Raw genomic sequence first — 26318 nt, forward strand, 5'->3', positions numbered from 1 at the left:
CGGTCAGTCTGCTTCGTCCTTGAGCGAGGTTGCGGCGGGCAGCGTCAGGAACGCGACCGCGCCGCGCCCCGGCCCGTCGCTCTCCAGTCGCAGCGAGCCCTCCATCGCGGTCACCGAATTCGCGCACCAGTGCAGGCCCAGGCCACCCGACTTGTGCGCCCGCGTGGAGAAACCCCGTTGGAACAGGGTCGCGCCGACGTCCGCGGCAAACCCTTCGCCGTCGTCCCGGATCACGATCGTCACCCGCCCGGCAGCCTCCGTGATCGAAGCCAGGATCGATCCGCTGCCCGTACCGCGTGCGACGATGGATTCGACCGCATTGCCGAACAGATTGCCGATGACCTGGCTCAGGATGATCCGGTTTGCCGACACCATGTTCGGTCCGGCGGGAAAGCTGAACGCGATCGAAGCGTCGGGCGAATATCGGGCGATCGTCGCGTTGCGCGCGATGATGTCGGTGACGTCGCACGGCTCCAGCGCGGGACGTTCATGCGCGGCCCTTTGCTGCTGGCCGATGATCTCAAGGACATGCGCCATCGCTTCGCGACCGACCTCGAGTTCGCGGCGCATCGTTTCGCGATTGGCCGCTTCGGCATCGACGACGGCGGTGACGAAGGCGGCTAGCTTTCGCCGGCGCGTGTCCGAAACGTCGTTTCGTGCGAGTTCGGTAAGCGCGCGATCGAGCGTCGTGCGGTTGATCGGCGGTATCTGGCCAACGCCCTGGCTTAGGATCGTGCTGATCGGGTTCAACGCGTTGCGGACATTGTGCATGACCGCGACGGCACTCTCGCTGCGGCCGAGATCGAACGATTGCAAGCCGATCTGTTCGCGCAGATCCTTCAACTGCCGCAGCATCGCGTTGAAGCTTCGCCCGAGCGAACCGATCTCGTCGCGCCGCTGATCCTCCTCCAGCAGCGCAAGCGAACCCGACACGCGGACGCGCTGCATATGGCTTTCGACGCGGTGAAGCGGGCGAAGCACGAGTCGCGCGATCAACCGGCGCAGCACGACCAGGACCAGCAACAGCAGGACGATCGATCCGGCGATGGCGAGGAGGAGCATCCGGCGACCGAGCAGCGACACGTCGCGGGGCACGCTGAACCGAGCACTGGCGACAGCGCGGCCATCGGCACCGATCAACGGCACTGCGACCGTCCGTGTCGTCGTGTCCCGCGTCCCTGCCGCCACGTCGCTGCGCGTGCTCGGATCCAGTCGGGTCTTCAGGTCCAGCATCTGCGAGATCTGCTCACCGGTGACGACCTGCGCCAGGATCCCGTAGCCCTGCGGCACGCTGCTTCCGTCTCGATCGCCGACACGTGCAACGCCGATCGCCGCGATCGCATCACCGATTCGCGCATAGAATCGCCCCGAACGCCGACCCGTGACGATGCGGGCGAGGTCGGTTCGACCGGCCACCGCGATCAGTCGATCGCGCATCGCGGGACGGTCCAGGCCGGTAACCGGATCGTGCCAGCACGCCATGGTGATGCGACCGTCGCGTGCCACGTAGAGCATACCTTGGACCTGGCGCTCGCGCATCGCGGGTAGCAAGGCACTCCCGGGCTCGAGGCGTACCACCGGGTATCCGGCGCATCCCGCACCATCGGTCCAGCCGGTATGATCGCGGGCCGTCCGTTCGACCCGGGCCGCATAGCCCGACAGGGCGGACCGGGTGCTGGCCACGTGACCGGCGACCGCCTTGTTCTCGAGGTCGGTGAAGCTCGGCATGATGATCGACGCCAGCAACACCGTGATGGCCACGGCGCCGCACAGGCCGACCAGGGTCATGATCAATACGAGCTTCGCACCCAGTGATGCCGGACTGCGTACCTGACCGAATTGTCGCCCGAGCGTGGCCGGAAGGCGCCCCATCCCGGTCGTCGGCATCAGTTGCGCAATCCGTTGCCCAATTGACGCGGAATGACGAGCGCATCGCCCGCGGTATCGTCCTTACCGCCCATGTACCGCGCGTTTGCCATGTCGACCGCGATGGCGGCATCGACCGGACGCGAATAGAAATAGCCCTGGAAATGGCTGGCTCCGGCGAGGCGCAGGGCCTGAACCTGCGCTTCGGTCTCGACCCCTTCGGCAATTACGCCGAGCCCGAGTGCGCGGCCGAGATGGATGATCGAATGGACGATCGCCGCGCTTTCGCGTTCGCGTCCCATGCCGTCGATGAACGAGCGATCGATCTTCAGGCAATCGAGCGCGAACTTGCGGATGTTGTAGAGGCTCGAATACCCCGTGCCAAAATCGTCGAGAGCGATCCGGAAGCCCATCTGGCGCAGCTTGTACAGCGTCTCGGCAGCGCGTTCGGCATCGTCGAAGATCGCGGTCTCGGTGATCTCGATCTGCAATCGCGCAGGCTCGATCCCCGCCCGAAGCACGTTTTCCATGATATGGCCGACGAAGTTGTGGCGACGAAACTGGCGCGGGGAGAAGTTTACCGAGACATACTGGCCCGGCCAATGCTTCAACACGGTCAGGGCTTCGTTGAGCACCCAGTCGCCAAGCTCGTGGATGAGGTTCGATTCCTCTGCGATCGGGATGAATGTCGCAGGGCTCAAGGCGCCGTATTCCTTGGTGTTCCACCGCACCAGCGCCTCGAAACCGACCACCTCAACCGCGTCACGCGATATGATCGGCTGATAGACCAGGCTCAATTCGCCTCTGGCGATTGCCTGCCCGAGACCATTTTCGACCCGGCGGCGAAATCGAATGCCTTCGTCCATGCTCTCGTCGAACAGCCGGACGATGCCACGGCCGCCCCGCTTGGCGTCGTTCAGGGCGAGATCGGAGCGCCGCTGCACGTCGACCGGGTCACCGCCCTGCCCCCCCTCGGTAACGACAAGCCCGGCCGACGCCCCGCCCTGCACCGAATTGCCGAACACCTGGAGGCTGACCGCGCAGGCTGCGACGATGTGGTCGCAGGCCATTACCGCCGCTGCCTCGCCCAGGGTTTCGAACAGGATGCCGAATTCGTCGCCGCCAAGCCGCGCTACCAAGGCGCCTTCCGGGGCGGATCGATGCAGGATCGCGCAGATTTCGCGGATCATCGCATCGCCTGCCAGATGGCCGAGCGTGTCGTTGACCAGTTTGAACCGATCCAGGTCGACCATGACGGTCGCGAACAAGCCTGCGACCTTGGTGCGCTCGGCCAGCGCACGCAGGAACGCGAGTCGATTGGGCGCATCGGTCAGCGAATCATGCGTGGCGATATGGATCGCGCGACTTTCGTTCGCCGCGAGTTCGGCACTTTGTTCTTCGAGCTGCACCACCTGCGCAGCGAGCATCGCCCGCGCGTCCTTCAGCTCGCGATCGATCTCCCACCGCTTGGCGAGCGCAGTCGCGGTCTGGGTTATCTCGGCGACCTCGAACGGCTTGGCGATGTAGAAGATCTTGTCCGCGGGCCCTGCAACCTTGCTGATCTCGGCCGGCGAAAAGTCGGAGAAGCCGGTGACGATGACCAGGTTGATCTCTGGATCGACTGCCCGAATGCGCTGTGCGGTTTCCCGCCCATCGATGCCGGGCGGCATGCGGACGTCGATGAATGCTACCGCGAAAGGCTCGCCATCCGCCAGGGCCTGCTCCACCGCGCCGATCGCATCGAGTCCCTGATCTACGTGCGTCAGGATGAAGTCGGGGCGAGCATTGCCATCGGCGTCGGCATTCCCATCGGCATCGCCTTCGGTCACGTCCTCGCCGAACAGGTCGGCCGCCATCGCGTCGAGCGCATCGCCGGTGTCCGAACGCTGACCGGCGAAGCTGCGTCGATAGCTGTCGTGCGTGGCGGGTTCGTCGTCCACGATGAGAATACGCATAAATACCGCTCCCTGTCAGCCACTGCATGCCGGTGTCGCGGTAACGCCATGGGCCTTTCCCAGCGGGGAGACTGGTACCCGGCCGTAGTTAAGTTGCCGTGAACGATTCCTGCAGTTCGTGGCCCAGTGCTTGAGCGCCCAACACGATCGCGCCGAGCGGGCCGGCGTTGTTCCCCAGCGCAGGCGGAACGATGAAGGTATCCACCAGCGCGACTTCGGGCAGCGTGATATACCCGCCCAGGCTTCGGGTCATTGCTGCACGGACGCGCGGGAACAGATGCGTCGCCCCCATCACGCCACCGCCCATGACGATCCGCCGGGGTATCCCGGTCAGCACGAGCGTGTGGCAAAGCTGTCCGAGCGCATCGGCCACGCCGCCCCATACGGGATGATCGGCAGGCGCCTCGTCCGCAGGAAAGCCGATCCGCGCCGCAATTGCAGGGCCCGCCACCAACCCTTCGATGCAGGCGCCATGAAACGGACAATTACCGACCCAGTCGTCCTGCTGGAAGCGCGCCGGACGGATATGGCCGAGTTCGGAATGGGTCAGTCCATCGACCGGGCGATTGCCCGCGATCAGACCGGCGCCGACGCCCGTGCCGACCGTGACGTAGGCGATGTCGGGAAGGCCCTTAGCCGCACCCCAGAACGCCTCCGCGAGCGCGGCGCCGACGACGTCGCTGTGGAACCCGGTCGGCACGCCGTAGCGGCGCTGCAATCGCCCGGCGACATCCGTACCAGCCCAGCCCGGCTTCGGCGTCGAGGTGATATGCCCATAGTCGCCCGAGTGCCGATCGATCGAAACCGGGCCGAAGCTCGCAATCCCGATCGCGACGAAGCCGCTCCAACGGTCGAGCACGGCTTCGATTGCAGCGAGCGTCTCTTCGGGGCGGGTCGTCGGGATACGCACGGTTTCCTCGATCTGGTCGGGTCCCCGCGCAAGAATGCATATGCACTTCGTGCCACCGAGTTCGATACCTGCGACCAGCGGTGCTTCCGTCATCCCAAACTCCCAACACGTTATTGCCGCCCGCTTCCTTTGCTCAGGTGCCGCCGTCAAGGGGCGACACGCCGCAACGACCCGAATGCGATCACCGTGAGCGAGGATTTCGTCTGCTGTCGATCTGGGCGATCGTGCGTTATGATGACCGAGTTCACCCGAACAGACAGGAATTCCCGATGGCGAAGAAACCCGCAAAGCTGGCTAAGGTCGACACGAACGTATCGAGCGAAGCGCAGCCGCAATACCAGGTCGAGTATCGCGAGATACAGCCTTACGGCACGCTGAAGCGACTGCCGATCGCGCTGGAGGACAATGCGCGCGCGCAGAGCGTATCGATCCTGAACCAGGTGCTCGCCGATACGATGACGCTCCGCGACATGTACAAGAAGCATCACTGGCAGATGTCGGGCGCGACATTCTACCAGCTCCATCTACTGCTGGACAAGCATTACGAGGAGCAGGCTGCGCTGGTCGATCTCGTTGCGGAGCGGATCATGGCGCTGGGCGGCATCAGCATCGCCATGGCACCGGACGTTGCCGAGATGACGACGATCCCGCGCCCGCCAAAGGGTCGCGAAGACGTGCCGACCCAGCTCGCTCGCCTGCTGGAGGCGCACGAGATCATCCTGCGCCAGGCGCATGAAGGCGCGGAAGCGGCGGATGAGTCCGGGGATGATGGCACCAACGACTTGCTGGTCAGCAACATCATCCGCACGCACGAGCCACAAGTGTGGTTCCTGGCCGAACATTTGGCCGCCACCGAACTGGTGCGCGGCGACAAGTAACCGGCACCACCGATCGACGATCCCTCTCCCTCGCGGGAGAGGGACACCGTCTCAACGGGCTTAACGCGTCGCGTTATACTTCAGCTGATCATCCGTGAGCTGGAACCCGACCAACGCCTCGAAGCTGGCGCGCAGAACCGCCTGCCGCACTTCCGGCGTGCTCAACGGATCGACCGCAGCGTCCTGATCGCCAGCCTTGCGCTTGCGAGTCAGCTTTTCGCGGACATCGTCGGGCAAGGTCGCCGCGGAGCGGGCGACGGTCGCCGACGCGGTTGCCGATGCCGAGGCCAGCGCCTGGCCCGCATTGAAGTGCAACGTGACGCGACCGATGCGCTTGGCGACGACCGCACTACCGCCGCGGACCACGGTGATGAAATACGGCAGGGTCACGTCGCGCGCGCTCTCCGTACGGACGCGGCGAGCACGAATGTCGAAGGTCACGCTGGTCGCAACCTGGTCGGTTGCATCGGCGCAGGTCGAGCGGACGTTGGTCATCAGCGCGGTCACGTCGATCGCCGACTGGGCGCGGCTGGCGATCGGATCGAACAGCGTGACGTCACCGGTCGCCGCCGGAATCGCAACCGGCGGGCAGACGGATCGCACCGCGGAAATGCCGCCGGTCGCATCGACTTCACCCTTGGTGGCGCACCCGCCCAAGAGGATCGCACAGGCCGAAACGGCTAGGATGGGGGCTTTCACGGGAACGCGTACCTTCTCGAACGAGCGAAAGGGCCGCCGCGTATCGCATCGGCCCTTGGTCGCCGAGCACCATAGGAACCGGCTATCGTCCAGGCAAGCAATCGCGTAGAGGCAGGCGCATCATGAGCCCAATCGACAAGCCGCCGCTCGAACTGTTGATCGCAGCACCCCGAGGCTTTTGCGCAGGCGTCGACCGCGCGATCAGGATCGTCGAACTGGCGATCGAGAAGCATGGCGCGCCGGTCTATGTCCGCCATGAGATCGTCCACAACAAGTTCGTCGTCGACACGCTGAAGGCGCAAGGCGCAATCTTCATCGAGGAACTGGATCAGGTGCCGGACGGCGCACCGGTCGTTTTCTCCGCGCACGGGGTGCCGAAGTCGGTACCGCTCGATGCGCAGAATCGCGGACTCGAATATCTCGACGCGACGTGCCCGCTGGTGTCGAAGGTACACCGCCAGGCCGAGCGTCTGGTGGCGCAGGGACGCCATATCGTCTTCATCGGCCATGCCGGTCATCCCGAGGTCATCGGTACGTTCGGCCAGGTGCCGTCCGGCGCCATGTCGCTGATCGAGACGGTTGCGGATGCCGAAGTGTTCGCGCCTGCCGATCCGACCAACCTTGCCTTCCTGACGCAGACGACGCTGTCGGTCGACGATACCGCCGCGGTCGTGGCGACGTTGCAGCGACGCTTCCCGCAGATGCTGCCGCCGCGCGGCGAGGACATCTGCTACGCGACCTCGAACCGGCAGACCGCGGTCAAGGCGATTGCGCACAGCGTCGACGCGGTGCTGGTCATCGGCGCGCCCAATTCGTCGAACTCGGTGCGGCTGGTCGAAGTCGCCGAGCGCGAGGGAACGCCGGCGATGCTGATCCAGCGCGCGAGCGACCTCGACTGGAATTTCCTGGCGGGCGTCGGCACGCTGGGGATCACGGCCGGCGCGTCCGCCCCCGAATTGCTGGTACGCGAGCTGGTCGACCGGCTGTCCGAGCGATTCACTGTGTCGGAACGCGAGGTCGAGACGAACCGCGAGACGATCGCCTTCAAACTGCCCCGCGGCCTCGAAGCCGCAGCATAAAGTGGCCGTCTATACGCAGGTTTCGGCGGAGGCGCTGGGCACCTTCCTCGCGCGCTTCGATCACGGCGAACTGCTGTCGGCCAAGGGCATCGCCGAGGGGGTGCAGAACAGCAACTACCTGGTCGAGACGACTGCCGATCGATTCATCCTGACGCTGTACGAGGAGCGGACGTCGACCGACGATTTGCCGTTCTTCCTCGACATGCTCGATCATCTCGCGGCGGACGGCAATCCGGTGCCGCGGGCCCTGCCCGATCGCGGCGGCGTCGCGATCCAGCAATTGGCGGGGCGCTCGGCGTGCCTGATCGAGTTCCTGACCGGCGTGTCGGTCTCGCATCCGACCGCGGCGCAAGCTCATGCGGCGGGTGCGGCGATGGGTCAGATGCACACGAGCCTCGCCGGGTTCGCCCAGACCCGCGCGAATCCGTTAGGCGCGGATACCTGGCGGCCGTTCCTCGATCGCTGTGGCCGCGATATCGACGCGATCGCGCCGGGGCTGTTCGACCGGACCGAGGCGGCGTTGATGTCGGTACTGGCGGATTGGCCGCGCGACCTGCCTGTCGCGGCGATCCATTCGGACCTGTTCCCCGACAACGTGCTGATGCTCGGCGACCGCGTGACCGGCGTGATCGACTTCTACTTCGCCTGCACCGACATCCGCGCCTACGATCTTGCCGTTATGCACACCTCATGGGCATTCGACACCAACGGCCAAAATTACGATCCCGCGATCGGGTCGGCGCTGATCGAGGGCTATGCCAGCCGGTTCCCGCTGTCCGATGCGGAGCGCGCCGCTTTGCCGACTCTCGCGCGGGGAGCGTGCCTGCGCTTCCTGCTGACGCGCGCGTGGGATTGGCTTAACACGCCGGCCGATGCGCTGGTGACGCGCAAGGATCCGCTGGCGTACTGGCGGCGGCTCGAGGCGTATTCCAAGGACGATCTGTTTGCATGACTGACGACGCTGACGTTTCCATCACCAAGGTCGAGATCTTCACCGACGGTGCCTGCAAGGGCAATCCGGGGCCCGGCGGTTGGGGCGCGGTGATCCGCATGGGCGCGCACGAGAAGGAATTGTCGGGCGGCGAGACGCCGACGACCAACAACCGGATGGAGATGACCGCGGCGATCGAAGCGCTCAACGCGCTGACGCGGCCGTGTTCGGTGACGCTGTATACCGACAGCAAATACGTGATGGATGGCCTCACCAAATGGGTGAAGGGCTGGCAACGCAACGGCTGGAAAACCGCCGACAAGAAACCGGTGAAGAACGCGGAACTGTGGCACGCGCTGCTCGCCGCGGTCGGGCGGCACCAGATCGTGTGGCAGTGGGTCAAGGGTCATGCGGGCCACCCTGAGAACGAGCGCGCCGACAAGCTGGCTAGCGATGCTGCGGTGGCTGCGGGGCGCAAATAATCCGCTTCCGGCAAGCCGCCGGACGCCTTCACGTTCGAGCCTGGAACCGCATAGGCGAGTAGCGTTCCGGATCGATCGCCGCGATGACCGGGTCGGGGCTTGTATCGAGCACCATGCTGGCGGCGAGTAGCGCGGCTGCGGGGGCGGTCTGGATGCCGAAACCGCCCTGCCCCGCGCACCAGAAGAAACCTGGCGTGTCTCGATCGAACCCGTAGATCGGCAATCGGTCGGCGGCGAAAGTACGCAGACCCGCCCAACGACGCTCGACCGCAGCGACTCGCCAATCGACGACATGCTCGAACCGGTCGATGGCAATTGCGACGTCGATGTCCTCCGGTGCCGCATCGCACGGATCGGTCGGGCTCTCGTCATGCGGACTGAGCCACAATCGACCACCAGGTTCTGGCTTGAAGTAGAAGCGACCGCCGATGTCGGCAACGTGCGGCATGCCGTCGGGGGCGCCTGGATCCGTGCGAAGCTGGACCATCGTGCGACGATAAGCTTGCAGGCCGAGCGGGCGCACGCCGGCGCGGATCGCTACCCCGTCCGCCCAGGCGCCCGCCGCGTTGACGAGGATGCTGGCATGGAAACGACCAGCCGCCGTCTCGATCGTCCAGACCCCGTCGATGCGCGTGGCGCTGACGAAGGCAGCGTCGGTGACGATGGTTGCGCCGGCGCGGCGGGCGGTGGCGATGCCCTCAGCATGCAGCGCGGCGACGTCGATATACGCGCAGCTCGCTTCCTGCACGCCGACTGTCCAGTCGGCACGCAAGCCGGGGACGAACGCGGCGGGATCGACCCGGTCGAGCACGACCGTGCTATCCGCGAATTCGGCGAGGAACGCGTCGGCGGCAGCCTCGTCCGCCGCACGTCCGATATGTAGCGAACCGAGCGGCGCCAGGTGGCCGCCGGCGCGCAGGAGCGAGCCCGACGCGGTTGTAAGCGGCTGGATGTCCGGCCCGCCATAGGTTTCCGACCAGAATGCCGCGGATCGCCCGGTCGCGTGGTAGCCGGGCATGTCTTCCGCCTCGAGCACGACGGTGCGCGCCCGGTCGCCGATAGCGGCCGCGAGGCTCGTGCCAGCCATGCCGGCACCGACGATCGCGATATCGTACGACGGCGTCATGCGCGAACCGGCGCGCAGGCATCGAGAAACGAATCGATCGCCGAGAGCGCACGATCCCGCACGGGATCCGCTTCGCGCAGGATTTCATGCGCGGACTCGCTCCCGAAACGGATGACCTGCGCGTCCGGCAACCGGGCGGCAAGCCGCAGAGCAGCGCGTGGATCGACCAGCTTGTCCGCCTCTGCGACCAGCAGCAACACCGGCGTCTCGATCGATTCGATCCGCGGATCGGTCGCCAGCGCGACTGCGCCCGCGAACCCCTCAGCGAGCCACGCCCAGCTCGGCGGCCCCAGTACGAGTTCGGGATGCTGGTGCTGCCACCAGCCCTCGTCGGCATAGCGCGACGCATCGTGCGTTAGCAGCGACTGGCGAGACGCGACCGACCCCGGACGCTCATTGCTCCGCCACGCTGCACGCGCCGGCTCGCCGCGGGCCGCCATCCACCGCGCCACACGCGCGCTGAACCCGGAACCAAACGGGGATTTCAGACCGATCATCGGCGCGACCAGGATCGCCGCGTCGGGCCGGATCGCGCGATCCGCGAGCGCGCGGAGGACCATCATGCCGCCCATCGAATGGCCCAGGATCACGTGCGGGATCGCCCCGCCGGCGGTGCTCGTGCCGGTGTCCTCCGTCGTCCAGTCCGCCCAGAATGCCGTGAGATCCGCATCGAACACGGCATAATCCGTCACATGGCCAACATGCGGATCCGTGGACAAGCGACCCGAGCCGCCCTGCCCGCGCCAGTCGAACGCGGTCACCGACCAGCCCGATGCGTGCAGGTGCGCGAGCGTTTCCAGGTATTTTTCGAAGATATCGCCGCGCCCGGTCTGGAACAGCAGGCGGCCACGTGGCGCAGGCGCCGGCCAGTCGAAACGACGCAGCTTCCATCCATCCGGCGCGGTCCAATAGCCGATTCGCGCATCGGTTGGGATCGTGCGACGCACCGCCTGCGGCCCGCCTTTCATCGGCAAACCCGTGGCATCACGCGAAATTCCTCCAGCCGCGGTTACTTTTTCGAAAGCCATGTCCGTTAGGACCTAGCCGATGGGGTGGAACATTTCTCTTCCAATTTTGATCCTGACGCTCGGCGGCCTGCTGGTCTCCGCGGGCATCGAGGACGCGCGGACGCGGGAGATCGCGAACTGGAAGAACGCGGCGATCGCTTTGCTCGCACCGGTCTGGTGGTATGCGAACGGGCTGGATGTCTGGCCGGATATGGCGCTCCAACTGGGCGTGGCGGTGGTGGTCTTCGCGGTCCTGCTGCTCGTCTTCCACTTCGGCCTGATGGGCGGCGGCGACGTGAAATTGATCGTCGCCCTGGCATTGTGGCTGCCGTTGCCGGCGTTCCTGTCCATGCTGATGGTGATGTCGATAGCTGGCGGCGTGGTCACGCTGGCCATGGTAATCGATCGAGCCATCAAGAAGACCCGCGACCAGGTCGAAGTTCCCTACGGCGTCGCCATAGCAATCGCCGGTCTTCTCGCGCTACGCGAACCACTCCTTAACCAGTTTCAGTGATGCTTAATGTCGGAAAACAGTCCCGGCGCCTGAAAGGCACGATGTAGTCATGGATACTCGGAAGATCATATTGCTGGTTGGCGCGCTGATAGTTGCAGCCGTCACGGCATTCTTCGCAAGGACGCTCATCGCCGGAAGTTCGGCGCCGCAAGCCGGCGCCGTCGTCATCGCCGCGCCGGTGGTCGATGGGCCCGAAGTCCTCGTGGCCACTCGCTCGCTGCCGGTCGGCACGATCCTGGACGCGACAGCGCTAAAGTATCAGCCCTGGCCCAAGGAGCTGGTCGACAACGCCTATTACCTGAAGGACAAGACCAACCTGCAGTCGCTGCAGGGCACCGTGGTGCGGAGCATCATCACCGCCGGGCAGCCCGTGACCCAAGGCGCGCTGGTGAAGCCCGGCGACCGTGGCTTTCTGGCGGCGGCGCTCGCGCCGGGGATGCGCGCCGTGACGGTTCCCGTATCGGCGCAGGCGGCCGTCGCAGGCTTCGTGTTCCCGGGCGATCGGATCGATCTCGTGCTGACGCAGACCGTCGCCGGCGGCGGCGACGGCGAACCGCTCAAGGTATCCGAGACGATCATGCGCAATATCCGCGTGCTCGCCACCGATCAGCGTACCGACAACCTGGTGGGCGAAGACGGCAAGACGCAGGTCCGCACCTTCTCCAACGTCACGATCGAGGCGACGCCAAGGATGGCAGAGCAGGTCGCAGTCGCGCAGACGCTCGGTTCGCTATCGCTGTCGCTGCGGTCGATCGCGGACAATTCCGCCGAACTGGAGGAAGCGATCGCGTCGGGCGCGGTGAAGGTGCCCAACGGCAACGATCCGAAGGCAGAGAAGGCAATGATGGTCCGGCTTGCGAGCCAGCCATCCGCCGGCGCCTCGTCCTATCAGACCGGTGCAGACGTATCGCGATATCAGCGCAGCAGCGTGCCCGGCAAGCCGGCCCAGGGCGGCGGCGCGGCGACGCAGGGCGTGCCGGTCGCGCAGTCCAGCGGTGGCGGTGCCGTCGTGGTGCAAGGACCGGTCGTGCGCATTGCGCGCGGTAACGCAATGACCATCGTTCCGGTCGGGGGAAAAATTAAGATGCGTATGCCTGTGACGCCTCGGTCTGCCCCATCGATCGCCTGGCCCGTGGCGGTCGCTCTGGTCGCGGCCAGTGCCGCCCCCTTCGCCCCCGCCCTCGCCCAGCGTGCCGACCAGGCGCGCGCCACCCGGATCGCCGCCGCAGGGGCACCGGTCGTCCAGGTCAATACCGGTCGCGGACGACTGGTGACGCTTTCCCGGCCGATGACCGACCTGTTCGTTGCGGACGAGTCGATCGCCGATGTCCAGGTCCGGTCGCCGACGCAACTGTACCTGTTCGGCAAGAAGACCGGCGAGACCACGATCTCCGCCACCGCGAAAGGCGGCGCCGTCGTCTATGCAGCGACCGTCCGCGTCGGCAACAACCTCGATTCGGTTCAGCAGATGTTGGGCCTTGCCATGCCCGAAGCGCAGGTCGTCGCGACTTCGATGAACGGGCTGATCCTGCTGACTGGTACCGTCGTCGCCCCCGAGGATGCCGCCGAGGCCGAGCGTTTGGTACAGGCGTTCGTCGGCGATTCTACTAAAGTGCTGTCACGACTGAAGACGGCGACGCCGCTGCAGGTCAATCTCCAGGTACGCGTTGCCGAGGTAAGCCGCAGCTTCGTCAAGAATATCGGCGTCAACCTGCTGACGCAGGATCGCGGTGGATCTGGCATCCTGTTCGGCAGCACATCCGGCACGCCCGGCACGATCACGTATAATGCGACGACCGGTGCGAAGACGTCGACCTATGCAACGGGAGCCCAGCGTTCCACGCTGGGTGTTGCCGGCAGCCTGTTGGGCATGGACTTCCTTGCGGCGATCGATCTCGGCGAAACGACCGGGCAGGTGACGACGCTCGCAAACCCGAACCTCACCGCATTGTCGGGCGAGACCGGTACGTTCCTGGCGGGCGGCGAAGTGCCTATTCCGCTGGCGCAAGCGCTCGGGACCGTGTCCGTCGAGTATAAGCAATATGGCATCAGCCTGGCCTATACGCCAACGGTATTGTCGGACGGGCGCATATCGCTACGGGTTCGTCCCGAGGTGTCGCAGCTCGATTACTCGAACGCGGTGACGTTGAGCGGCACGCGGGTTCCCGGGCTGACGACGCGCAGGACCGAGACGACCGTCGAGTTGGGCTCGGGCCAGAGCATGATGATCAGCGGCCTGTTGTCGAACAATCACAACAATTCGTACGACAAGACGCCCGGCCTCTCGAGCTTGCCGATCATTGGCGCGCTGTTCCGCTCGAATGCATTTTCGCGGAATGAGACCGAATTGGTGATCGTCATCACGCCGTATCTGGTGAAGCCGGTGAACAACGCCAGCGACATCGCGCTGCCAACCGACGGCGCCCGTTCGCCGACCGATCTCGATCGCGTGCTGCTCGGGACGCTCGGCGCAAGCGGTGGTGGCAAGCGTCCAGTGCCGACGACCGCGGCGCCAGGCTATCCTCAGCCGGCGATCGGTGCAGTCGCACCGGTCATGGCCGCGCCCCGCAGTGATGTTCGTCGCAGCGAGGACGACGTGGCTCCCGCGTCCAAGACCAAGAAAGGCGAGAAGACCAAGACGGGCCCCGTGCCCGCACCTGGTTTCTCGAACTGAGATGCCTGCGTCGATCAGTCTTCGCGCCCAACGCCCCAAGGATTTCCGATGATCAACAAATCAATCCTAGCGTCCCTCGGCCCCGTGCTGCTGCTCGGCGGTTGCATGGGCACTCAGAACCGCGGCCTCGAATCGGTCCATCAGCCGGTCGTCAGTCGGTCCGATTATGCGCTCGATCTGGGCGTAGCCAACGGTGCGTTGGCGCCCGGTGAGCTACAGCGCTTGGCTGGGTGGATGACGGCGATGCGACTTGGCTACGGCGATCAGGTCGCGATCGACGATCCGGCAGCGGACGGGTTTCGCGCACGCGGTGATGTCGCCGCGGTGATCGCGCGCTACGGGCTGTTATTGAGTGATGCCGCGCCGGTTACCCCCGCTCCCCTCACGCCTGGCTCCATTCGGGTCGTGGTCAGCCGGATGCGCGCCACGGTACCGCATTGCCCAGACTGGTCGCGCGATGCGAGCAACGAGTTCGAGGCGAACACCTCGTCGGACTATGGGTGCGCGACGAACACCAACCTCGCGGCGATGATCGCCAACCCTGCAGACCTGGTGCGCGGCGCGCCGGGATCGGAAACGACCGACACGATGGTGTCGTACAAGGCGATCGACACGTACCGGAAGAAGGCACCGACCGGAGCCGGCGGGCTTACTGCAGCCAGCACGGGAGGTAAGTGATGAACGCACCCTGGAAGCCGTCGGGCATCGCGCACCGCGACCCTTTCACTGCCTATGTCTGCGACGAGACGACAGCCGAAGCGTTGCGTCCGATTGCCAGCGAGCTAGGCTGGGCGGTCGAGAAAATTCATAAGGGGGGGCTACGCAACGCGATCCAGTCGCTCTCGGTATCGGCATCGCCGCAGATTCTGTTCGTCGACCTTGCCGAGTCCGGCGACCCTTTGAACGACATTCACGCGCTGGCCGAAGTCTGCGAGCCGGGCACCGTGGTGATCGCCGCTGGCCAGGTGAACGATGTCCGGCTGTACCGCGACCTCGTCGCAAGCGGGATCCAGGATTACCTGTTGAAGCCCCTGCATCCGGACATGCTGCGCGAGGCGTTCGTGAATGCGCAGATGATCCTGAATACGCCTAAACATGTCGAGGCCGTGCCCGAACGGGCACACTGTTCGGTCGGCGTGGTCGGCACACGCGGCGGCGTCGGCGCATCGACCATCGCGACATCGATCGCGTGGTTGCTGGCGGACAAGGAAAACCGCACCACCGCGCTTCTCGATCTCGACGTCCATTTCGGTACGGGCGCGCTCAGCCTCGATCTCGAGCCGGGCCGTGGCCTGACCGACGCGATTGAGAATCCGAGCCGGATCGACGGGCTTTTCATCGAGCGCGCGATGGTCAAGGCGTCGGAGAAATTGTCGGTATTGAGCGCGGAAGCGCCGATCAGCACGCCGTTGATTACCGACGGTTCGGCCTTCTACCAGTTGCAGGAGGAAATGCGCGCCGCGTTCGAATGCACTGTCGTCGATCTGCCTCGCGCGATGCTGATCCAGCATCCGCATCTGATCAGCGACGTGAAGCTCGCGGTGATCGTCACCGATCTGACGCTGGCGGCGGCACGCGACACGATCCGGATCCTGTCCTGGATGAAAAGCAATGCCCCGCAGACCGAATTGTTCGTGGTCGCCAACCGGGTCCATGTCGGTGGACAGCTCGAGATCAACCGCAAGGACTTCGAGGGCTCGATCGAGCGCAAGGTCGATTATCTTGTGCCGTTCGACCAGAAAACGGCGGCGCAGGCTGCCAAGCTCGGCAAGCCGTTGGTCGAGGCGGGCAAGAACACCAAGACGGTCGCGCCAATCATCGCCTTGGCCAGCGCACTCGCGGCAGCGGTCGCAGACTGCGGCGTCGACGGTATGAAGGCATCGCGCAGCAAATCCCTCATGGGCAAGTTCGGCGAACTGAAGGGCCTCATGCCCAAGCGGTCGCCGAAGTCGGCACGCGTGAAATGATCGTCCGCGGCGCGACAGAGTTTTTAGCCGGCGGATCAGCGACCCAGGCACCGGGGAGTATCAGGCCGTGACGGACATGCTGCCGCTGCTGCTCGTCATGATCGGTTCCTTCATCGTCCTGGGCATGCTGGTGTTCGCGTTCTCCGGCCCTTCCAGCGGCCGCGCCAAATCGCGCCGTCTCGCATCGCTTCGCGAGCGCCACGGGGACGCGCTCGTCATCGCTGAGGCGCAGATGCGCCGCATTTCGAACAACCGCGATACCAAGATGGATATCGCGTTCGGTCGGATCCTGCCGAATCCCGTCCTGCTCGCCAAGCGGCTGGCGATGACCGGCAAGGACTGGACGGTGGGCCAATATGGCATGGCGACTGCCGGCCTAGCGCTGGTCGTCGCGATGCTGATGTTGTTTAGGGGCATGCCGATCCTGCTGGCCTTGCTGTTCGGCGTGTTCGTCGGCGTCGGATTGCCGCACCTCGTGGTCGGCAAGACGATCCAGCGGCGGATCGGCAAGTTCACCACGAAGTTTCCCGATGCGATCGAACTGCTCGTCCGCGGACTGCGCTCCGGCCTGCCGATCAGCGAAACGATCGGTGTCGTCGGCCAGGAGCTCGACGGGCCGGTCGGCGAAGAATTTCGCTCGGTCAGCGACAAGATGAAGATCGGCCGGACAATGGACGCGGCACTGCAGGAGACCGCGGACCGGCTCGGCACGCCGGAATTCCAGTTCTTTGTGATCACGATCGCGATCCAGCGAGAGACCGGCGGCAACCTGGCAGAGACGTTGGCCAACCTCGCCAACGTGCTGCGAATGCGTGGGCAGATGAAGCTGAAGATCAAGGCGATGTCGTCGGAATCGAAGGCGTCGGCGTATATCATCGGCGCGCTGCCGTTTATCGTGTTCGCGCTGATCTGGTTCATCAACGGCACGTACATGCAGCGGTTCTTCGTCGACGAGCGACTGATGGTGATCGGCATGGGCGGCATGGTGTGGATGGCGATCGGCGCCTTCATCATGGCCAAGATGATCAATTTCGAGATCTGAGGACGATTGCGATGGGCGAGACCGCCGGACCTACCCTGCTCGGATTCGACGTCCTGTGGATAGCGACGATCCTGTCGGGCGTCGCCGCGTTCGCGGTATTGATCGCGATCTACGCCGTGACGACCGTCAACGACCCGATGGCCAAGCGCGTCAAGGCGCTCAACGATCGGCGCGAGCAATTGAAGGCGGGCATCACCGCTTCCACGAAACGGCGCGCCAAGCTGGTGCAGCGCAACGACACCGCAGACCGGATGCGCGGCATATTGTCGTCGATGAAGGTGTTGCAGGACAGCCAGGTCAAGGCTGTCCAGGTCAAGCTGATGCAGGCCGGCATCCGGTCGAAGGAATGGGCGCCGGCGGTAATCTTCGGGCGGCTGGTGCTGCCGATCGTGCTGGGCGGCGCAATGCTGTACTGGGTGTATGGCACGGATGGCTTTGCAACCTGGGGACCGCTGAAGAAATACGGGCTCGTCGCGATGACGTTCATCATGAGCTACAAGGCGCCGGACCTGTATCTGGACAACAAGATCAAGAAGCGTTCGGACGCGATCCGCAAGGGCCTGCCCGATGCGCTCGACCTGTTGGTGATCTGCGCGGAGGCCGGACTGACCGTCGATGCCGCGTTCCACCGCGTCGCGCGCGAACTGGGCCGCGCCTATCCCGAGCTTGGCGAAGAGTTCACGCTGACCGGGATCGAGCTAGGGTTTCTGACCGACCGACGGAGCGCGTTCGAGAATTTTGCACTCCGCGTTAAGCTGGACGCGGTGAAGGGGGTCGTCACGACGATGATCCAGACCGAGAAATACGGCACGCCGCTGGCGTCTGCCCTGCGTGTGCTGTCGGGCGAATTCCGGAACGAGCGGATGATGCGCGCCGAGGAAAAGGCGGCGCGGCTGCCGGCGATCATGACCGTCCCGCTGATCCTGTTCATCCTGCCGGTGCTGTTCGTGGTCATCCTCGGACCGGCCGCCTGCTCGATCTCCGACGCGCTGTTGAAGGGCTGAGGCAACCGCCGGGCCGGCGGATCGTTGAGCTCCCGTAACAGGAGGGTTTTACGATGCCGTTGTTTTCCACACCTACGCAGTTCGCGGCGCTTGCGCTCGTATTCGTCGCCGGCTGGCTGTTCGGGCTGGCCAGTCATCCAGGCGGAAAGAAGTGGAAGGCGCGATATCTGGCCGAGCGGGATGCGCATGCTTCGGTGAAGAAGGACGCCGACGTTCGGGCGGCTGCGGCGGAGAAGCGGGCGGTCGAGGCCGAGCATGAGAATGCCCGGTTGGTAAAGGCGGCTTCAGTTGCGCCAGTCGCGGCACCGGTGGTCGAGCGTCGACCGGTTGTCGAGACTTCGCGTTCGGAACCACTGTCGTCGGCGCGGCCGGCGTATGCGCGGCCGGCGTATAATGCCGATGGGACCAAGCGTGGGTGGTTCGATTTCGATCAGCGTCGGTGATCTTTGGGAGCAGGGCGGAAGTCTGCCCCTGCTTCCTGTTTCTCCCGCGAAGGCAGGAGCCCAGTCTGGGTCCCCGCCTTCGCGGGACACATTCTTTGCAGATGAGACCGCCCCTCGATTTCTACCACCCCGGCGGAGGCCGGGGTCCAATTGGGGAAGCTCGAAAACCGAGCGCGATCCGTCGTTGCCTTGGACGTTCCAATTGGGCCCTGGCCTTCGCCGGGGTGGTGCTACCTCTGGCCGAGCGTTACTTCTTTGAAAGCGCCGCTTGCGCAGCTGCCAATCGAGCAATCGGGACGCGGTAGGGGCTCGCCGATACGTAGTCCAAACCCACCTTCTCGCAGAACGCGATGCTGGCGGGATCGCCACCGTGTTCGCCGCAGATGCCCAGCTTGATGGCCGGACGGGTCTGACGACCACGCTCGGCGGCGATCTCGATCAGCTCGCCGACCCCCTCGACGTCGATGCTGACGAACGGGTCCTTGGCGTAGATGCCCTGCTCGACATAGGCGCCGAGGAAGCGCGAGGCGTCGTCGCGGCTGACGCCCAAGGTGGTCTGAGTCAGGTCGTTGGTGCCGAACGAGAAGAACTCGCCGACTTCCGCGATGTCCCCTGCGCGAAGGGCTGCGCGCGGCAATTCGATCATCGTGCCGACGAGATACTCGATCGTCCGGCCCTTTTCGGCGAACACCGCCTGCGCGGCCTTGTCGACGACCGCCTTCATCAGTTCCAGCTCGCGGCGGGTGGCGACGAGCGGGATCATGACTTCGGGGATCGGGGCTGCGCCGGACTTTTCGGCGACATCCACGGCCGCCTCGAAGATGGCGCGCGCCTGCATCTCGTAGATCTCGGGGTAGGTGACGCCGAGACGGCAGCCGCGATGGCCGAGCATCGGGTTGAACTCGTGCAACTCCGCCGCGCGACGCTTGAGCGTATCGACGTCGATGCCCGCCGCGGTCGCGACCTCGGCAAACTCGGCTTCCTCATGGGGGAGGAATTCGTGAAGCGGCGGATCGAGCAGCCGGATCGTCACCGGCAAGCCGGCCATGACCTCGAGGATTTCGGTAAAATCCTTGCGCTGTTCAGGGAGAAGCTTTTCGAGTGCAACGCGGCGCCCCTTCTCGTCCGTCGCCAGGATCATCTGGCGGACGTTGGTGATGCGGCTGCTTTCAAAGAACATGTGTTCGGTACGGCAGAGACCAACACCCTCGGCGCCGAACTCGCGGGCGACGCGGCAATCTTCCGGCGTCTCGGCGTTGGCGCGGACCTTCAGGCGGCGGACCTCGTCGGCCCAGACCATCAGCGTCGCGAAATCGCCCGACAGCTCGGGCTGCACGGTCGCGACCGCGCCGATCATCACCTCGCCGGTGGTGCCGTCGATGGTGAGCAGGTCGCCCTCCTTCACCTCGCGGCCGCCACAGCGCATGATCTTCGCCTTGGCGTCGATGGAGAGCGTGCCGGCGCCGGAAACGCAGGGACGCCCCATCCCGCGTGCCACAACTGCGGCGTGCGACGTCATCCCGCCGCGTGCGGTGAGGATGCCCTTCGCCGCGTGCATGCCGTGAATATCCTCGGGCGAGGTTTCGGTGCGGACGAGGATGACGGCAACGCCGTCGGCGGCCTTCTTCTCCGCGGTATCGGCGTCGAACACGACGCTGCCCGAGGCCGCGCCCGGTGAGGCGGGTAGGCCCTTGGTCAGGACATCGCGGTGCGCCTTGGGATCGAGCGTCGGGTGGAGCAGCTGATCGAGCGCCATCGGATCGATGCGCAGGATCGCTTCCTCACGCGTGATCAGCCCCTCGTTCGCCATGTCGACGGCGATCTTCAGCGCCGCCTTGGCGGTGCGCTTGCCGGAGCGGGTCTGGAGCATCCAGAGTTTGGTCTTCTCGACCGTGAACTCGATGTCCTGCATGTCGCGGTAGTGGTTTTCGAGCGTGTCGAACACGTCGGCGAGCTGGCCGTAGACCTCCGGCATCGCCTCTTCCATCGAGGCGGGCTTGGCGCCGGCGTCCTCGCGCGCGGTCTTGGTGAGGTATTGCGGCGTGCGGATGCCGGCGACGACGTCCTCGCCCTGCGCATTGATCAGGAATTCGCCGTAATAGGCGCGGTCGCCCTTCGACGGGTCGCGCGTGAACGCGACGCCGGTCGCGGAGGTGTCGCCCATGTTGCCGAACACCATCGCCTGGATGTTGACCGCGGTGCCCCAGCCGCCGGGGATGTCGTTGAGGCGGCGATAGACTTTTGCCCGCTCCGACTGCCACGAGCCGAAGACGGCGCCGACCGCGCCCCAGAGCTGGTCGTGGACGTCCTGCGGGAAGGGCTTGCCCCATTGCTTCTCGACCAGGCCCTTATATTCGGCGACCAGCGCCTTCAGATCGTCGGCCGAGAGCTCGGTGTCGAGCGTGAAGCCCTGGTCTTCCTTGGCGATCTCCAGCGCTTCCTCGAACGCGCCGTGATCGAGTTCCAGGACGACGTCGGCATACATCTGGATGAAGCGGCGATAGCTGTCCCACGCGAACCGGGCGTCCTCGGAAGTGTTGGCGAGGCCCTCGACGGTCTCGTCGTTGAGGCCGAGATTGAGGACGGTGTCCATCATCCCCGGCATCGACGCGCGCGCGCCCGAGCGGACCGAGACGAGCAGCGGGTCGGCGGGGTTGCCGAAGGTCTTGCCGGTGACCGACTCGATGTGCGCGAGGCCGGTGGCGACCTCGTCGCGCAAGGCTTGCGGGAACTGGCCGCCCTCGTCGTAATACACCGCGCAGAAGTCGGTCGAAATGGTGAAGCCCGGCGGGACCGGCAGGCCGATCGACGCCATTTCGGCGAGGTTCGCCCCCTTGCCGCCCAGCAGGTTCCTGTCGCCCTTGCCACCATCCGAAACACCGCCGCCGAAGCGGTACACATATTGGGTCATCGCAGGTCCTCTAAGTGCTTGTTTTTTATGGGCAGGGCAAAAGTAAGTATAGGAAGTGCAGACACTGGGAGCCGTCTGCACTTCCCCCCGTCAGCCCTCGATCTTCGAAAAGTCTGCCACGTTGTGCACTGCGGCGCGGACTCGCTCAAGTAGGGTAAGACGGGCTGCGCGCTTTGCAGGATCTGGATCCTTGACGATAACGCTATCAAAGAACGCATCGATCGGCGCGCGGAGGGAGGCGAGTGCGGCCATCGCCCCGGCGAAATCTTCGCGCGCGATCGCAGCGGTAGCGCGGGGTTCGGCGGAGTCGAGAGCTGACATCAGCGCAGCCTCTGCTGGTTCGGGCGTGTAGGACAGCGATTCCTGCTCCTGCTCCCTCTCCCCTGCGGGGAGAGGGCCGGGGTGAGGGGCAGTACCGGGCGCTGCACTGCTTGGCAGCCCCTCACCCCTACCCTCTCCGCGCCCATCTCCTTGGGGGGGAGAGGGAGCAGAAGGCGCCTCCTTCTTCAGGATATTGGCGGCGCGCTTGTAGCCGGCGAGCAGGTTCGTGCCGTCCTCGGTGGTCACGAACGCCTGGAGCGCGTGGACGCGCGCGAGCAGGCGGACGAGGTCGTCCTCGCCCCCGAGCGCGAACACCGCGTCGATCAGGTCGTGCCGGACGCCGGCTTCGCGTTGCTGGACTTTGAGGCGGTCGGCGAAGAAGCCTGCGAGTGCTGGAAGCCCAAGGAGAACATTTGTCCGGAAGTAGGCGCCCGCGCCAATAACTTCGCGATGATCGTCGAGATAGGGCGTCCGCGAATTGAACCCATGGCGTACCAATTCATCAGCGTTGTAGGCGGATACATAGGGCTCCTCTAAAAGCTGAAGGAGGACCGGTTGCGCTGCTTGCGCGAGAACCTCAACCATTGCCATTCGAAGATTATTAGTCTGAATAACTCGCAGGATCGCAAGCGCAGCACGACGAATAGCGAATGGGTCCTTGGATCCTGTCGGCTGCTCCCCCGCGGCGAAAAAACTTACCAACGTATCCAGCTTGTCCGCCAGGCTTACCGCGACCGTTACCGGGTCGGTGGGGACGTCGTCGCCTTGGCCGACCGGCTTGTAGTGGTCGCGGATGGCGGTGGCGACGGCCGGGTGCTCGCCCTGCGCGGCGGCGTAGTAGCCGCCCATCAGGCCTTGCAGCTCGGGGAACTCGCCGACCATGCCGGTGACGAGGTCTGCTTTTGCGAGGCGGGCTGCGCGGTCTGCGAGGGTGGCCAACTGCTCCCTCTCCCCTGCGGGGAGAGGGTTGGGGTGAGGGGCTGTTCCGGGGGTGGCGCTGCTTGGCAGCCCCTCACCCCGGCCCTCTCCCCGAAGGGGAGAGGGAGCAGAAGTGACGATGCCCTCTTCTACCAGCCAGCGGGCGAGCTTGGCTACGCGGTCGACCTTGTCGGCTACCGTGCCGAGCTTTTCGTGAAAGACGATCTTCGACAGCTTGGCCGCCTGCTCTTCGAGCGGGACCTTGAGGTCGGTGTCGTAGAAGAACTTCGCGTCCGACAACCGCGCCGCGAGCACCTTGCGATTGCCCTCGACGATCTTCGCGCCGCCGTCGTGCGCGGCGATGTTAGCGGTACAGACGAACGCGTTCGCCAATTTTCCCTGCGGGTCGCGGCAGACGAAATATTTCTGGTTCACGCGCGCCGTGAGCTGGATCACCTCGGGCGGGACGTCGAGAAACGCGGGGTCGAACTGGCCTAGTAGGGGAATCGGCCATTCGGTGAGGCCGGCATTCTCCGCGACGAGGCCTTCGTCCTCGATCAGTTCGAGGCCGGCCTGCATCGCGGCTTCGCGAGCGTGGTCGCGGATCAGTGTGGCGCGCTCGTCGTGGTCGACGATGACGTGGCAGGCGCGCAGTTTCTCGACATAGTCGTGCGCGCCGCCGATCGTGATCTGGTACGGGTGGTGGAAGCGGTGGCCGAGCGTGGCGGCCCCGCTCGCGATGCCGGCGATCTCGAACGGCACGATCTCTTCGCCGAGCAGCGCGACGATGCCCTGCAGCGGGCGGACCCACCGGAGCGATTCGGTGCTGGCCGACGCATCGCCCCAGCGCATCGACTTCGGCCACGGGAACGCGCGGACGATCGCGGGGATCGCCTCGGCGAGCACGGCGGCGGTGGCGCGCCCGGGCTTCTCGGTGACCGCGAACAGCGTGCCGTTGCGGTCTACGAGTTGCTCGCGGGTGAGGCCAGTTTTGCGCAGGAAGCCTTCGAGCGCCTGCGGGGGTGCGGAGGTCTTGGGGCCTTTGGTTTCCTCGGCGACGGCGGCGGTTTCGAGCGGCAGGTCGCGCGCGATCAGCGTCAGGCGGCGCGGGGTCGCGTAGGTGACGATGGCGCTGGTGGCGATGCCAGCCTTGGCAAGTTCGGCGGTGAACAGCTTGGCGAGGTCTTCACGCGCCTTGGACTGCATCCGGGCGGGGATTTCTTCGGAGCGGAGCTCCAGGAGGAAGTCGGTCATTTGGGTTCGCACGCGAAGAAGAAGGAGTTGGGTTCACGCGGAGACGCGGAGACGCGGAGTAGAAGGGGAGAAGAAAGGTTTGGGGCGCTGCGCGCGGCTGTTCGACGCCGTGGGCGTCTCGCCACATCAGGCTGGAGCACGGGCGAAAGAATGCGGAAGCGAGACACCCCTTCTCCCTTCTGCTCCGCGTCTCCGCGTCTCCGCGTGAACACACCTTCTACCGAGCGCATCATGCCGCCCATCCGTGCTTGTCCATCCAGGCGGCGCAGGCGCCCTTCGCGAGGTCTCGGACGCGGCCCATATAGGCTTGGCGTTCGGCTACGGAGATTACGCCGCGGGCCTGGAGCAGGTTGAAGATGTGGCTGGCCTTGATCGCCTGCTCATAGGCTGGGATCGGGAGCTTGGCAGCTAGCGAGTTCTCGCATTCGGCAACATGCTTGCGGAACTGATCGAAGAGCGAGTCCGTGTCGGCGATCTCGAAGTTCCACTTCGACATCTCCTGCTCGTTCTCCAGGAACACGTCGCCATACGTCACCCCGGCGTCGTTGAACGCGAGGTCGTAGACCGAGTCCTTGTCCTGGATGTACATCGCCAGGCGCTCCAACCCGTAGGTGAGTTCGCCGGCGACGGGCTTCATGTCGAAGCCGCCCATCTGCTGGAAATAGGTGAACTGGGTCACCTCCATGCCGTCGCACCAGACCTCCCAGCCGAGACCCCAGGCGCCGAGCGTCGGGCTCTCCCAATCGTCCTCGACGAAGCGGATGTCGTGCTTCAGCATGTCGATGCCGATCGCCGCGAGGCTGCCGAGGTAGAGTTCCTGGAGGTTGGCGGGGCTCGGTTTCAGGATGACCTGGTATTGGTAGTAATGCTGGAGCCGGTTGGGGTTCTCGCCATACCGTCCGTCGGTCGGGCGGCGGCAGGGCTGCACGAACGCGGCGTTCCACGGCTTGGGGCCGAGCGCGCGGAGCGTGGTGGCGGTGTGGAAGGTGCCCGCGCCCATTTCCATGTCGTACGGCTGCAGGATCAGGCACCCGTGTTCGCTCCAGTAATCGTGGAGCGTGAGGATCATGCGCTGGAAGCTAAGGGGCTTTATCACGGGCTGGGTCACGCGCGGGCTTTGGCGGATGGGGGTGCGGGAGGCAAGTGGTGCGTTTGCGCGGGGCACCCTACATGGGCTGCACCAACGATAAGGATGCCGTTCCCTTGAAGCTGTTCTCGAAGATCGCCTCGTTCCGATCCGCGCTTTCTGCCATCGCGATGGCGTTCGCCCTGCCCGCCTGTGCGCAGGTCGCGCCGAAGCCGGTGCAGGCCGCCAACGATGCCGATCCGGCGCTGTGGGTGGTGAAGGACAAGGACACGACGATCTACCTGTTCGGCACGATCCATGTGCTGAAGCCCGGCATGACGTGGTTCGACGAAGCGGTGAAGACCGCGTTCGATCGGTCGAACCAGGTGGTGCTGGAGCTGGTGATGCCCGATCCTGCCAAGATGCAGTCGCTGGTGATGGCGACGGGGGTGGCCAAGGACGGGCCGACGCTGACCGAGCAGCTACCCGCGGACAAGCGCGCGGCGTATGCGAAGGCGGTGACCGATCTGGGCTTGCCGGCGAATGCGTTCGATCGGTTCAAGCCTTGGCTGGCGGCGACCAACCTGTCGATCGCGCCGCTGTCCAAGCTTGGGTACGACTCGGCGAACGGGCCCGAGCAGGTGATTACCGCGGCGGCCAAGGCTGCGGGCAAGCCGGTGATCGGGCTTGAGACCGCCGAGCAGCAACTGGGATATTTCGGCGGGCTGTCGCAAAAGGCGCAGATCCAGTTTCTCGGCAGCACGATCGACGAACTGCCGAAGCTTGAGGAGACCATGGCGACGATGGTCGACGAGTGGGCGAAGGGGGATCCGGAGGCCTTGGCGAAAGAGATGAACGACAGTCTGAAGGACTCGCCCGAGGTGGCAAAGGTGCTGCTGGTGGACCGCAATGCGCGTTGGGCTGAGTGGGTCGCGAACCGGATGAAGTCGCCGGGGACTGTGTTTGTCGCCGTGGGTGCTGGGCACCTGGCGGGCAAGGACAGCGTCCAGGCGCAATTGGCCAAGCTTGGAGTGAAGGCCGAGCGAGTAAAGTACTGAGGTGCCGAGTCCCTCTCCCCTCGGGGAGAGGGAGGGGCCCGCTGCGAAGCAGTGGGAGGGTGAGGGCACGGTCGGCCGCAAGCACGTGCCCTCACCCTTCCGGCGCAAGCGCGCCTCCCTCCCTCTCCCCCGAGGGGAGAGGGGTAGAATTGCTTTTGCCCCCCACTTCCGCTATGCGCCCGCGCTTCCGGTCCATGGTCATCCCTGGAGGCG

The 26318-nt window shown here is 65.3% G+C and carries 21 protein-coding genes and 1 pseudogene; 13 read left to right on the forward strand and 9 right to left on the reverse strand.

The window, feature by feature from the left end; all coding sequences use genetic code 11:
* Positions 1-3: 3 nt before the first annotated feature.
* The 3 genes from SJY41_RS11285 to SJY41_RS11295 all read right to left on the reverse strand — a co-directional run bounded on the left by SJY41_RS11285 (position 4) and on the right by SJY41_RS11295 (position 4824).
* Positions 4-1887: an ATP-binding protein gene (locus SJY41_RS11285; protein WP_380781746.1), complete on the reverse strand. Its 1884-nt coding sequence runs from the start codon at positions 1885-1887 to the stop codon at positions 4-6.
* A complete protein-coding gene (locus tag SJY41_RS11290) occupies positions 1887-3821 on the reverse strand; it encodes a putative bifunctional diguanylate cyclase/phosphodiesterase (RefSeq protein ID WP_380781748.1) in 1935 nt (644 codons plus the stop codon). Before SJY41_RS11290 ends, SJY41_RS11285 begins: the two co-directional genes overlap by 1 nt.
* 88 nt (positions 3822-3909) lie before the next feature.
* Positions 3910-4824, reverse strand: a complete 915-nt coding sequence (locus tag SJY41_RS11295) for an ROK family protein (protein ID WP_380781750.1) — start codon at positions 4822-4824, stop codon at positions 3910-3912.
* Between the two features lie 176 nt (positions 4825-5000).
* On the opposite strand from SJY41_RS11295, the gene SJY41_RS11300 reads away from it, so the two are divergent.
* Positions 5001-5609, forward strand: a complete 609-nt coding sequence (locus tag SJY41_RS11300) for a Dps family protein (RefSeq protein ID WP_380781751.1) — start codon at positions 5001-5003, stop codon at positions 5607-5609.
* 60 nt (positions 5610-5669) lie between these two features.
* Here the strand turns inward: SJY41_RS11300 and SJY41_RS11305 are convergent, their stop codons facing one another.
* Positions 5670-6308, reverse strand: a complete 639-nt coding sequence (locus SJY41_RS11305; protein WP_380781753.1) for a hypothetical protein — start codon at positions 6306-6308, stop codon at positions 5670-5672.
* A gap of 122 nt (positions 6309-6430) precedes the next feature.
* On the opposite strand from SJY41_RS11305, the gene ispH reads away from it, so the two are divergent.
* The 3 genes from ispH to rnhA are packed head-to-tail and all read left to right on the forward strand — an operon-like array spanning position 6431 to position 8800.
* On the forward strand, positions 6431-7387 hold the full coding sequence (gene ispH, locus SJY41_RS11310) for a 4-hydroxy-3-methylbut-2-enyl diphosphate reductase (RefSeq protein WP_380781755.1): 957 nt from the start codon (positions 6431-6433) through the stop codon (positions 7385-7387).
* Position 7388: 1 nt separating this feature from the next.
* Positions 7389-8339 carry a homoserine kinase gene (gene thrB, locus SJY41_RS11315; protein WP_380781757.1) on the forward strand — a complete coding sequence of 317 codons (951 nt, stop codon included), beginning with the start codon at positions 7389-7391 and terminating at the stop codon, positions 8337-8339.
* Positions 8336-8800, forward strand: a complete 465-nt coding sequence (gene rnhA / locus SJY41_RS11320) for a ribonuclease HI (RefSeq protein ID WP_380781759.1) — start codon at positions 8336-8338, stop codon at positions 8798-8800. Before thrB ends, rnhA begins: the two co-directional genes overlap by 4 nt.
* A 28-nt stretch (positions 8801-8828) precedes the next feature.
* Here rnhA and SJY41_RS11325 read toward each other — a convergent pair whose 3' ends face one another.
* Complete coding sequence (locus SJY41_RS11325) at positions 8829-9926, reverse strand: NAD(P)/FAD-dependent oxidoreductase (protein WP_380781761.1); 1098 nt, start codon at positions 9924-9926, stop codon at positions 8829-8831.
* Positions 9923-10894 carry an alpha/beta fold hydrolase gene (locus SJY41_RS11330; protein WP_380781763.1) on the reverse strand — a complete coding sequence of 324 codons (972 nt, stop codon included), beginning with the start codon at positions 10892-10894 and terminating at the stop codon, positions 9923-9925. The genes SJY41_RS11325 and SJY41_RS11330 overlap by 4 nt, the downstream gene beginning before the upstream one ends.
* A gap of 79 nt (positions 10895-10973) precedes the next feature.
* Here SJY41_RS11330 and SJY41_RS11335 point away from each other — a divergent pair, with 79 nt between their 5' ends.
* The 8 genes and pseudogenes from SJY41_RS11335 (at position 10974) to SJY41_RS11370 (ending at position 18577) form a co-directional block, all read left to right on the forward strand.
* A complete protein-coding gene (locus SJY41_RS11335; protein WP_380781765.1) occupies positions 10974-11447 on the forward strand; it encodes a prepilin peptidase in 474 nt (157 codons plus the stop codon).
* A 49-nt stretch (positions 11448-11496) separates the two neighbouring features.
* Positions 11497-12525 (forward strand): annotated as a pseudogene (cpaB, locus tag SJY41_RS11340) (Flp pilus assembly protein CpaB); the annotation flags it as partial.
* Between the two features lie 6 nt (positions 12526-12531).
* The gene (locus tag SJY41_RS11345; RefSeq protein ID WP_380784120.1) at positions 12532-14121 is read left to right on the forward strand and encodes a type II and III secretion system protein family protein; all 1590 of its coding nucleotides are present in this window, start codon (positions 12532-12534) and stop codon (positions 14119-14121) included.
* Positions 14122-14169: 48 nt separating this feature from the next.
* Positions 14170-14799 (forward strand): CpaD family pilus assembly protein, encoded by a 630-nt coding sequence (locus tag SJY41_RS11350; protein ID WP_380781766.1) that lies wholly within the window; start codon positions 14170-14172, stop codon positions 14797-14799.
* The gene (locus SJY41_RS11355) at positions 14799-16088 is read left to right on the forward strand and encodes a CpaE family protein (RefSeq protein ID WP_380781768.1); all 1290 of its coding nucleotides are present in this window, start codon (positions 14799-14801) and stop codon (positions 16086-16088) included. Before SJY41_RS11350 ends, SJY41_RS11355 begins: the two co-directional genes overlap by 1 nt.
* Before the next feature lie 76 nt (positions 16089-16164).
* On the forward strand, positions 16165-17130 hold the full coding sequence (locus SJY41_RS11360; RefSeq protein WP_380784121.1) for a type II secretion system F family protein: 966 nt from the start codon (positions 16165-16167) through the stop codon (positions 17128-17130).
* Positions 17131-17141: 11 nt separating this feature from the next.
* Complete coding sequence (locus SJY41_RS11365; RefSeq protein ID WP_380781770.1) at positions 17142-18134, forward strand: type II secretion system F family protein; 993 nt, start codon at positions 17142-17144, stop codon at positions 18132-18134.
* Positions 18135-18187: 53 nt separating this feature from the next.
* On the forward strand, positions 18188-18577 hold the full coding sequence (locus SJY41_RS11370) for a hypothetical protein (protein WP_380781771.1): 390 nt from the start codon (positions 18188-18190) through the stop codon (positions 18575-18577).
* 247 nt (positions 18578-18824) lie between these two features.
* Here the strand turns inward: SJY41_RS11370 and ppdK are convergent, their stop codons facing one another.
* From ppdK to SJY41_RS11385, 3 genes are all read right to left on the reverse strand, one after another.
* A complete protein-coding gene (gene ppdK, locus SJY41_RS11375) occupies positions 18825-21488 on the reverse strand; it encodes a pyruvate, phosphate dikinase (RefSeq protein ID WP_380781773.1) in 2664 nt (887 codons plus the stop codon).
* Positions 21489-21578: 90 nt separating this feature from the next.
* A complete protein-coding gene (gene glyS, locus SJY41_RS11380) occupies positions 21579-23981 on the reverse strand; it encodes a glycine--tRNA ligase subunit beta (protein WP_380781775.1) in 2403 nt (800 codons plus the stop codon).
* Positions 23982-24210: 229 nt separating this feature from the next.
* Positions 24211-25050: a glycine--tRNA ligase subunit alpha gene (locus SJY41_RS11385; protein ID WP_093398883.1), complete on the reverse strand. Its 840-nt coding sequence runs from the start codon at positions 25048-25050 to the stop codon at positions 24211-24213.
* Positions 25051-25238: 188 nt separating this feature from the next.
* Here SJY41_RS11385 and SJY41_RS11390 point away from each other — a divergent pair, with 188 nt between their 5' ends.
* Positions 25239-26105, forward strand: coding sequence for a TraB/GumN family protein (locus tag SJY41_RS11390; RefSeq protein WP_380784122.1), 867 nt, complete (start codon positions 25239-25241; stop codon positions 26103-26105).
* The last annotated feature ends 213 nt before the right edge of the window (positions 26106-26318 follow it).

It is taken from the genome of Sphingomonas sp. R86520, from assembly GCF_042466285.1.
Taxonomy (GTDB): Bacteria; Pseudomonadota; Alphaproteobacteria; order Sphingomonadales; family Sphingomonadaceae; genus Sphingomonas.

What these genes read in the sequence shown, in the direction of transcription:
- SJY41_RS11390 (WP_380784122.1), top strand. Translation starts at nt 25,239, where the DNA reads ATGGCGTTCGCCCTGCCCGCCTGTGCGCAGGTCGCGCCGAAGCCGGTG.
- SJY41_RS11365 (WP_380781770.1), top strand. Translation starts at nt 17,142, where the DNA reads ATGGGCGAGACCGCCGGACCTACCCTGCTCGGATTCGACGTCCTGTGG.
- glyS (WP_380781775.1), bottom strand. Translation starts at nt 23,981, where the DNA reads ATGACCGACTTCCTCCTGGAGCTCCGCTCCGAAGAAATCCCCGCCCGG.
- SJY41_RS11385 (WP_093398883.1), bottom strand. Translation starts at nt 25,050, where the DNA reads ATGATCCTCACGCTCCACGATTACTGGAGCGAACACGGGTGCCTGATC.
- ppdK (WP_380781773.1), bottom strand. Translation starts at nt 21,488, where the DNA reads ATGACCCAATATGTGTACCGCTTCGGCGGCGGTGTTTCGGATGGTGGC.
- SJY41_RS11350 (WP_380781766.1), top strand. Translation starts at nt 14,170, where the DNA reads ATGATCAACAAATCAATCCTAGCGTCCCTCGGCCCCGTGCTGCTGCTC.
- rnhA (WP_380781759.1), top strand. Translation starts at nt 8,336, where the DNA reads ATGACTGACGACGCTGACGTTTCCATCACCAAGGTCGAGATCTTCACC.
- SJY41_RS11335 (WP_380781765.1), top strand. Translation starts at nt 10,974, where the DNA reads ATGGGGTGGAACATTTCTCTTCCAATTTTGATCCTGACGCTCGGCGGC.
- SJY41_RS11370 (WP_380781771.1), top strand. Translation starts at nt 18,188, where the DNA reads ATGCCGTTGTTTTCCACACCTACGCAGTTCGCGGCGCTTGCGCTCGTA.
- SJY41_RS11295 (WP_380781750.1), bottom strand. Translation starts at nt 4,824, where the DNA reads ATGACGGAAGCACCGCTGGTCGCAGGTATCGAACTCGGTGGCACGAAG.
- SJY41_RS11330 (WP_380781763.1), bottom strand. Translation starts at nt 10,894, where the DNA reads ATGAAAGGCGGGCCGCAGGCGGTGCGTCGCACGATCCCAACCGATGCG.
- SJY41_RS11355 (WP_380781768.1), top strand. Translation starts at nt 14,799, where the DNA reads ATGAACGCACCCTGGAAGCCGTCGGGCATCGCGCACCGCGACCCTTTC.
- SJY41_RS11290 (WP_380781748.1), bottom strand. Translation starts at nt 3,821, where the DNA reads ATGCGTATTCTCATCGTGGACGACGAACCCGCCACGCACGACAGCTAT.
- SJY41_RS11285 (WP_380781746.1), bottom strand. Translation starts at nt 1,887, where the DNA reads ATGCCGACGACCGGGATGGGGCGCCTTCCGGCCACGCTCGGGCGACAA.
- SJY41_RS11300 (WP_380781751.1), top strand. Translation starts at nt 5,001, where the DNA reads ATGGCGAAGAAACCCGCAAAGCTGGCTAAGGTCGACACGAACGTATCG.
- SJY41_RS11345 (WP_380784120.1), top strand. Translation starts at nt 12,532, where the DNA reads ATGCGTATGCCTGTGACGCCTCGGTCTGCCCCATCGATCGCCTGGCCC.
- SJY41_RS11325 (WP_380781761.1), bottom strand. Translation starts at nt 9,926, where the DNA reads ATGACGCCGTCGTACGATATCGCGATCGTCGGTGCCGGCATGGCTGGC.
- SJY41_RS11360 (WP_380784121.1), top strand. Translation starts at nt 16,165, where the DNA reads ATGCTGCCGCTGCTGCTCGTCATGATCGGTTCCTTCATCGTCCTGGGC.
- ispH (WP_380781755.1), top strand. Translation starts at nt 6,431, where the DNA reads ATGAGCCCAATCGACAAGCCGCCGCTCGAACTGTTGATCGCAGCACCC.